The organism is Arthrobacter sp. Br18 (assembly GCF_000520555.1).
GTDB lineage: Bacteria > Actinomycetota > Actinomycetes > Actinomycetales > Micrococcaceae > Arthrobacter_D.
The window spans coordinates 1-7,853 of sequence record NZ_AZSA01000264.1; the positions used below are offsets into that span (position 1 = coordinate 1).

A 7,853-nucleotide genomic window follows, 5' to 3' on the forward strand; every position below is an offset into this window, starting at 1 on the left:
GGGCCGCATACACTTTCCTGGCACCGTAGACGCTGTAGTTCTCCCGGTGCACCCGGGTAATTTTCTCCGTCGTCACAGCGTCAGTGATGGACCGTGTGGACTCCGGGCGGGCCTTGGCTGCGTAGTACGTTGATGGGGCGATCGGCAGCTGATTGCAGATCGGCTCGACCCCGTATTCGTCCTTGTAGTTGTCGATGTAGGAGATCATCGCCGTGAGGGGCGGTCGAGCTCCGCCGCGAAGAAAGCCGACGCCGATTTCAGGATCCCATTCGCCCGCCGCAACTCAACGACCTCACGTTCGAGTGCTGCCAGCCGGGCGGCGTCATCGGTTGTGGTCCCAGGCCTCAGCCCCTGATCAATTTCAACGGTACGCAACCAGCCACGGATCGTGTCCGCCGGGATACCCAGCTGAGCACCGATCCTGGTACACGCACCCCGACGGCCACTTGGGTCTTTCTGCGCGTCCGTCACCAACCGCACCGCCCGCTCACGAAGCTCATCCGGATACTTCTTAGGTGCTGCCATAAGGGCTCATCCTTTCAAGGAATCAACACCCTCCATTAAACCCGGGGCGGTTCACTCGCTGGCACAGACCTGGCTCAGTGTCCCGGCTGAAAAGGGTGTCAATGCCGGGCTGAAAGTGACTTCGCTGATTGCCGGGATGGTCGCGGGAACCGATTCCATCGATGACATGGCCATACTGCGCCACGGAGGGATGGGCAGGCTTTTGAAGGCCTGCTATGCGCCCTCGACCCTGGGTTTGTTTCTGCGCTCTTTCACCTTCGGGCACGTCCGCCAGCTCGACGCGGTCGCCTCCCGGTTCCTGAAGAACTTGGCGGCACAGACACCGCTGATCGGCACCCGTACCGGGGAATATACCCTCGTTGATGTGGACGACACAATCATCGAAATCCACGGATACCAGAAGCAGGGCTCGGGCTACGGCTACTCCGGGGTCCGGGGCCTGAACGCACTGCTGGCCACCGTCAGCACGAAGGACACGGCGCCGGTCATTGTCGCCCAGCGGCTACGGAAGGGCTCGGCGGGTTCGCCCCGCGGGGCGGCGCGGATGGTCGCCGACGCCCTGGCCACGGTGAAACGGCTGCCCGGCGAGAGGGCCACGGGCCCGGTGCTGGTCCGCGAGGCCGCGTGGAAGCCGATCCAGTACACGGACGCGGTCTTCGACGAGACCGCGGACCGGTGGATCTCCTCCGCCGAAGTCGCCGAAACCGGATACACCGCGTTCAGTTCCCGGAAACAGGGCGAACACATCCCCGGGCGCCTGGTCGTCCGAAGAATCCCGGACCTGAATCCGCACGGCGCCGGACAGCCGACCATCTTCGACACCTACCGGTTCCACGCGTTCTTCACCACCGGCACCCCGGACACCGTCGCCGCCGACAAAACCCACCGCGGGCATGCCATCATCGAACAGGTCAACGCGGACCTGAAAGACAGCGCCCTGGCGCATTTACCCTCAGGTGTTTTCACGGCCAACGCGGCCTGGCTGGTCCTGGCCGCCATGGCGTTCAACCTCACCCGCGCCGCCGCAACGACGGCAGGGAACGGGCTGGCCAAAGCCCGGACCGGAACAATCCGACGCAAACTGATCAGCGTCCCGGCTAGAATCGCATCCTCCGCACGGAAGCTTCGCCTTCACCTCCCCGCGCACTGGCCCTGGGAGACAGCCTGGACGGCCCTGTTCACCCGCGTCTTCCCCCGGCCGGCGAAGACCTGACCCGGCAGCACCTGACCACAACGATCAAGGACCCATCGTGGAACACGACCGGCAGCGAGGCCGGAGCCTCCGGCACGCCCAAACGCGATCAACCCACCCAAACCTCATCCCGGGATGCTCCATCAGTCCGTCGGTGGATCAAGGCTTAGCTGAGGAGCCGACGCACAGATGCAATTATCAGATGTGGTCGCGCGGAATCGTCGTGCTCCAGTTCTTCGACGCCACCCGGACGTCTCCCTCGTAGGCGTCAAGTTCGGCGTACAGGTGGAAGTCCGTGGCCGTGGAGGTCAGCACGGTTTTCGTCGTCGTACGCGCCGCCCAGTTCCCGCGCTCGAATCCCATAGTCCAGTCGGTCTCGCCGCGCACTGAGTTGGGGTCCCTGCCCGTGAAGCTGTACCGCTCATAGGCCCGGCGGGTGACGTTGAGGTCGATGTCGTCGAACCGGACCACCCCCAGGTCCTTGACTACCTGCAGGGACCCCGAGGAATCCACGAGGTTCCGGCTGACGCTCCAGTCCTGCTCGCCCGGTTCCAGCTGGGTGACGGCGATCGGCGGCGCCCCTTCCGGTTCCCCGAAGGTGGGGATCCTGCCGTCGTCGTCCGCGTTCAACGGACGAACCGGCAAGGCGAGGGAGCTTTCCTCGGGGTACACGGTGAGGCGCACCGGTTCCGGTGACGGCCAGGCCACGGGCCAGTACGACGTCGAAATGGACACCCGCAGGCGGTGCCCGGCAGGAAAGGACTGCGCCATACCGTTGAGCTGCACGGACACGGTATGCCGCTGGCCCTGCTCCAGGGGCTGGGGATCGTGTGAGCCGTTGTAGTGGGTCAGGTTGTACAGGCCGTAACTGACGCGGGTCGCCTCGTCGTCGGGCGCGACGTCGGACAGGCGGACGGCGACCATCGCGATGGGCTTGTCGGCGGCGAGACTGAGTTCCAGCCGGGGTGCTCCAAGCAGCTCCAGTCGCTCCGTCAGGGGTTCACTGGTGAAAACCAGGGAACCGCCGTCCTCCTCGCGCTGGTCGTACGGCATATCGGGAGGCGCGTTATAGGAGCACCATTTCCCGGCGAACTGGCCAACGGACAACGGCGACTGCACCGTCAGCTCAGGGCTCCGGAGCTGTTCCCCGGGCTGTCCGATGCGGTTGCGCCCCAGTGGGTAGTGGACCTCCTCGATGCGCGGGCTGGGCCAGCTCGCCTCGCCGACCCACCGGCCCGGCCGGTCCTCGTAACTTGTGGCGGGCTGCACGGTGTCCTGCATGAAGATGCTGAGCTCCGGGCCGTCCATCGCGCCATTGTTCGACTTATCGTTCAGCCAATGGTCCCACCAGCCCACCGCCTCCTGGAGGAACCCGATGGCTGGACCGGGCTGGCCCTGGTGCGGATACTTGTGGCTCCACGGGCCGATCAGGCCGCGGGTGGGGACATCGAGTCCCTCGAGGATCCGGAACACGGCGTTTGAATAGCCGTCCGCCCAGCCGCTGACGGCAAAGACCGGGCACTGGATGGCGGAGTAGTCCTCGTTGATCGAGCCGTGCTGCCAGTACGCATCCCGGCGCTGGTGGCGGAGCCACTCCTCGAGCCACAGGCCGCTGTGTTCGATCCGGTCCAGCCAGAGCTCGCGCCACCGCTCGCCGACGATCGCCGGATCCGGTGGACAGGAGTTGTAGGCGAACATCGTCGAGGCCCAGGACAGGTTGTCGCTGAGCAGGCACCCGCCCATGTAGTGCACATCGTCGGTGTAGCGGTCGTCGGTGGAGCATACCGTCAGGATCGCGCCGAGGCTCGGGGGACGGCGGGCGGCAACCTGCAGGGCGTTGAAGCCTCCCCAGGAAATCCCCATCATGCCGGTGCGCCCGCTGCACCACGGCTGGTCCGCCAGCCACGCGAGGACTTCCTCGGCGTCGAGAAGTTCCTGCTCCAGGTACTCGTCGGTGAGGATCCCTTCGGAGTCCCCGCTGCCACGCAGGTCAACCCGGAGGCATGCGTAGCCGTGACCGGCCATATACGGGTGATGGATGGAGTCCCGCTGCGCTGTGAGGTCGCGTTTGCGGTAGGGAATCATTTCCAGCACCCCGGGCACGGGCTCGTCCTCGGCGGAGACGGGCAGCCAGAGCCGTGCCGCGAGCCGCGTGCCGTCCGACATCGGGATCCAGAGGTGTTCGGTCTCGCGAACTTCGTGCGGAAGGGACGTGACGGCGCGCATCAGTTTCCTTCCGGAACATCGTCGATCCGGAACCCGAGCGCATCGACGCACTGGGCGTATTTGTCCTCAAGGTCCGATTCGTCAGTGCCACCGAGGAAAATTTCCGCAAGGACGTAGCTGTAGCTGTCCTCGCCGTAGCCCTCGGACAGCCGCGATCCTTCCGTGACCGTCACATGCACCGTGGTGCCGGGCAGTTTCCGTTCAAGCTCGGCAATCTCCCCGGCTGTCGGCATGCGTTGCACCACGCCGTCGGAGAACCGGCGGAGGAACCACTTTGCGGCAGTCCCGAACGGGCCCTCGCCGCGGAGGTGGGGTGGTTGGCGGTCAAGTGCCATGTCGAGCATGTACGCATGGTTGGAGACCCCGTCCACCAGCTCGAAGAGCGGCGCGTGGGACTGCGAATGCCGGGCGTTGACCTCGAGCAGCCTGAGCTGCTGCTTCTCCGCGTTCCAGAAGTACTCGATGTTGAACGTGGTGTCGGTGAGGCCGACGGCGGCAACCACCTTCCGGGACACGTCCGCCATGTAGTCCTGGATCTGCGTCGGCAACCGGGAGGGGTACTGGTACCGCAGGAAGCTGGGGGCACCGTCGTAGGAGATGGAGTCGATGACGCCGTAAATTTCCACGCGGCCGCCCTGGCTGAAGCCCTCCACCGTGACCTGGCTTCCGGTGGCGGCCTCCTCGACCAGGCAGGCGCTGCCGCCCACCTCAGCGATCTCAGGCGGCAGGTCGAGCAGGGCGAGGACATCGTTGAACGGTCCGCCGACGCGGTCCACTTCCCCCCGTTCCTGGCCCTGCGCAACCTGGAGCTGCTCGTCGGATTCGACATAGTGCGCGCCCTCGGAGGAATAGGACTTTATCGGCTTGATCCAGACGGGGTAGGAAACGCCGTCGGGCAGTCTCGCCGGCTCTGCCGTGAGGTCCAGGATGCCGAAGGCCGGATACTCGTCGATCACTTTCTGCTGCTCAAGCCGGCTCCAGTACTTGTGCTCGCATTTCACCACGGCTTCCAGGTCCGCAGACCGGAACCCGTGGCGCTTGCAGAGGATGGGCACCATCATGCTGACCGGGAAATCCCAGAAGCCCACGATCGCGTCGAAGGAGCCGTCGAAGGCGTCCAGCTGGCGCTGGGCCTTGTCCAGCAGCTCCGGCACGGAGGCGCTTCCGCCCTGGAGCTCGTCGATCTCGAGCAACTGGTGGAAGGTGTACTGGCTGGCGTTGGGCAGCTTGAGGAGCGTGGAGTGGTTCAGGTCGTCGAGGCCCACCACGAAGATGTTCTGGGTCATGACTCTCTTTCCGGGGGTTGCTTTTGGGGCAGCACCAGAGTGGCTACTAAACCAACCGGCCATTCCAACCTAGCGCGGCGGCCGGGAAGAGGTATAGCCGGGTTTCAGGCCTGCGCCTGGAGCACGACGGCGGACTGCCGGGACTGTGCGACAACCCGCTGCTGCTGTTCACCCAGCCCCTCGATTCCGATGGCCATCGTGTCGCCGGCCGCCAGGTACGGGAACCGGCCCGACAACGCGACACCCTGCGGCGTTCCGGTGTTCACGACGTCGCCGGGATCCAGGACCATGTACTGCGAGATGTCACGCACCAGTTCCGCCACGCTGAACACCATGTCCGCCGTGGTCGAATCCTGTCGCGCTTCGCTGTTCACCGTAGAATACAGCCGCAGCAACTGCGGGTCGGCGACATCCTCGACTGGCACCAGGGACGGGCCCATCGGGTTGAAGGTCGGTGCGCACTTGCCCTTGGACCACTGACCGCCCGAGTGCTTGAGCTGGTAGTCCCGCTCAGAGACGTCGTTGCTGATGGTGAAGCCGGCAATGCAGGCCAGTGCTTCCTCGTGGCTGACCAGGTAGGAGGCCCGCTTGCCGATCACCACGGCGAGCTCCACCTCCCAATCCACTTTCTGCGCTCCGGGCGGTATGACGACGTCGTCGTTCGGACCCACCACCGTGTTGGGGTGCTTGAAAAAGAGAATTGGCACGACGGGAGGCTGGTCGCCGGTCTCCGCGGCATGCGCCGCGTAGTTGTGGCCATTTGGACCAATGCTCGGGAAAGTCACGCTAAGCCGATCTCCAGTGGTAACGGTGGTTGCCTCGGTTCGTTGAGCCTGTATGGCTAAACATAAATATTTGACTGCGGCCGAGGAGGCCTCATACGGGCGATTCGAGGCGCAGGCCCCGGAACAGGCGGTGTTGAAGCGGTTCTTCTTCCTGGACGACGCCGATCTGGGCCTCGTCGCGAAACGGCGCGGCGATCGCAACCGACTCGGGTTCAGTCTCCAGTTGGTGACCGTCCGACACCTGGGCACGTTTTTGGAGGACCCCCTCGACGTACCGACCACGGTGGTGGATTATGCGGCCGGACAAGTCGGAGTGGCGGATCCGTCGTGCGTGAAGGGGTACTTGGAACGGCGGCCGACGCGGTTTGAGCGTCAGGCCGAGATCGCCCGAGGTATACGGTTATGTCTCCTACGCCTCGGCGGAGGCGGAGTTGATCGGCTGGTTGGACGGACAGGCGTGGACAACCGGTGATCAACCGAAGCCGCTGTTCTACGCGGCGGTGGGATGGTTACGGGCGCGCAGAGCGCTGCTGCCGGGGGTCACGACTTTACGGGACGAGGTGGCCAGCTCCGCGCCTTTGAGCAGCAGCCGGCGGTTGGCCCACACCGGGTCCGCAGCCCGGCCACGCCTGCCTCTGGTTTCGTGGGTGAGACGCTGGCGGACCTCGGTCACCATGGAGTTGGCGAGCATGCTCAGATGAAAGGCATCCACGGACACCGCGGTGCGTGGCAGCCACATCCGCAACGCCTTCCGGAACGCCGCCGACGGATCGATGGCCACCACCTGGACACCGAGGCGCCATGCTTAGCCTCGATCCACCGATGATTTTCGGGTTGTGCGCGGCGTTTTAAACACGAAATGCCCGTCGTCTGGGAGAAAATATGGCTTACCACAGTCAAATTTTCATACCAGATGAGGACATCTCGTAGATGCAAGTTTCCCATAGAACGTCCGCGGCGTCAGTGTCCTTCGACGAACCGAATCTCGTGTCGGTCGCCGGGCTGGTCCCGGTGATGACGTTGGCCCGGGATGCCGGTCTGCACGAGTTAGCCGATGAGTGGTTGTCCGTGCCGACAGACAAGGGCGCCAATGCCGGGCTGAAAGTCGCGTCGCTGGTAGCAGGTATGGTCGCTGGCGCGGACTCTATCGATGACATGGCGTTGCTGCGCCACGGCGGAATGAAACGGTTGTTTACCGCCTGCTATGCGCCCTCGACGCTGGGCTCGTTCCTGCGGGCCTTCACCTTCGGGCACGTGCGGCAGTTGGACGCGGTCGCCTCCCGCTTCCTGGCGAATGTGGCAGCGCGAGCCCCGCTGCTCGGAAGCCCTGGCACTGAAGACTTCGTGTTCGTGGACGTCGACGACACGATCATCGAGGTCCACGGCTACGCCAAGCAGGGCTCCGGCTACGGATACTCCGGGGTCCGCGGGCTGAATGCGCTGCTGGCCACCGCCTCGACGAAGGACACCGCCCCGGTAATCGCCGCCCAGCGGCTGCGCAAAGGAGCGGCGAACTCCGCCCGCGGAGCCAAACGCCTGATCACCGACGCCCTGTCCACCCTGACGCGGACGCATGCTGGTGGCCAGGTCCTGGTCAGAGCCGATTCGGCGTTCTACGGCCACCGCAGTGTTTCCGCAGCCCTGGCCGGCAGGGCGGAGGTATCGGTGACCGTGCGGATGGACCCGGCAGTCAAACGCGCTATCGCCACGATCCCCGAAACGGCGTGGACCACGATCGAGTACACCGACGCGGTGTCCGACGAGAACACCAACACCTGGGTCTCCCGGGCCGAGGTCGCTGAAGTCCCGTTCACCGCGTTCTCCTCCCGGAAGACAACC

At 65.0% G+C, this 7,853-nt stretch carries 5 protein-coding genes, 3 pseudogenes and 1 other annotated feature; of the genes and pseudogenes, 2 read left to right on the forward strand and 6 right to left on the reverse strand.

Annotated features, from left to right (window positions below):
• Positions 1 to 208 (reverse strand): annotated as a pseudogene (locus Y704_RS0101660) (IS3 family transposase); the annotation flags it as partial.
• Positions 134 to 247, reverse strand: a sequence feature (AL1L pseudoknot). (Overlaps the previous pseudogene by 75 nt.)
• A gap of 312 nt (positions 248 to 559) precedes the next feature.
• Here Y704_RS0101660 and Y704_RS18155 point away from each other — a divergent pair.
• Positions 560 to 1,738 carry a transposase gene (locus Y704_RS18155; RefSeq protein ID WP_155850164.1) on the forward strand — a complete coding sequence of 393 codons (1,179 nt, stop codon included), beginning with the start codon at positions 560 to 562 and terminating at the stop codon, positions 1,736 to 1,738.
• Positions 1,739 to 1,915: 177 nt separating this feature from the next.
• Here Y704_RS18155 and Y704_RS0101675 read toward each other — a convergent pair whose 3' ends face one another.
• From Y704_RS0101675 to Y704_RS23070, 5 genes and pseudogenes are all read right to left on the reverse strand, one after another.
• Positions 1,916 to 3,943, reverse strand: coding sequence for a CocE/NonD family hydrolase (locus Y704_RS0101675; RefSeq protein ID WP_026548844.1), 2,028 nt, complete (start codon positions 3,941 to 3,943; stop codon positions 1,916 to 1,918).
• Positions 3,943 to 5,229: an ATP-grasp domain-containing protein gene (locus tag Y704_RS0101680; RefSeq protein WP_026548845.1), complete on the reverse strand. Its 1,287-nt coding sequence runs from the start codon at positions 5,227 to 5,229 to the stop codon at positions 3,943 to 3,945. The genes Y704_RS0101675 and Y704_RS0101680 overlap by 1 nt, the downstream gene beginning before the upstream one ends.
• A 104-nt stretch (positions 5,230 to 5,333) precedes the next feature.
• A pseudogene (locus Y704_RS18160) lies at positions 5,334 to 5,981 on the reverse strand (fumarylacetoacetate hydrolase family protein); the annotation flags it as partial.
• 124 nt (positions 5,982 to 6,105) lie between these two features.
• A complete protein-coding gene (locus Y704_RS25000; RefSeq protein ID WP_253904190.1) occupies positions 6,106 to 6,255 on the reverse strand; it encodes a hypothetical protein in 150 nt (49 codons plus the stop codon).
• Between the two features lie 309 nt (positions 6,256 to 6,564).
• A pseudogene (locus tag Y704_RS23070) lies at positions 6,565 to 6,804 on the reverse strand (transposase); the annotation flags it as partial.
• Between the two features lie 140 nt (positions 6,805 to 6,944).
• Here Y704_RS23070 and Y704_RS0101695 point away from each other — a divergent pair.
• On the forward strand, positions 6,945 to 7,853 hold a 909-nt coding region (locus Y704_RS0101695; protein ID WP_035771166.1), incomplete at its 3' end, for an IS1380 family transposase.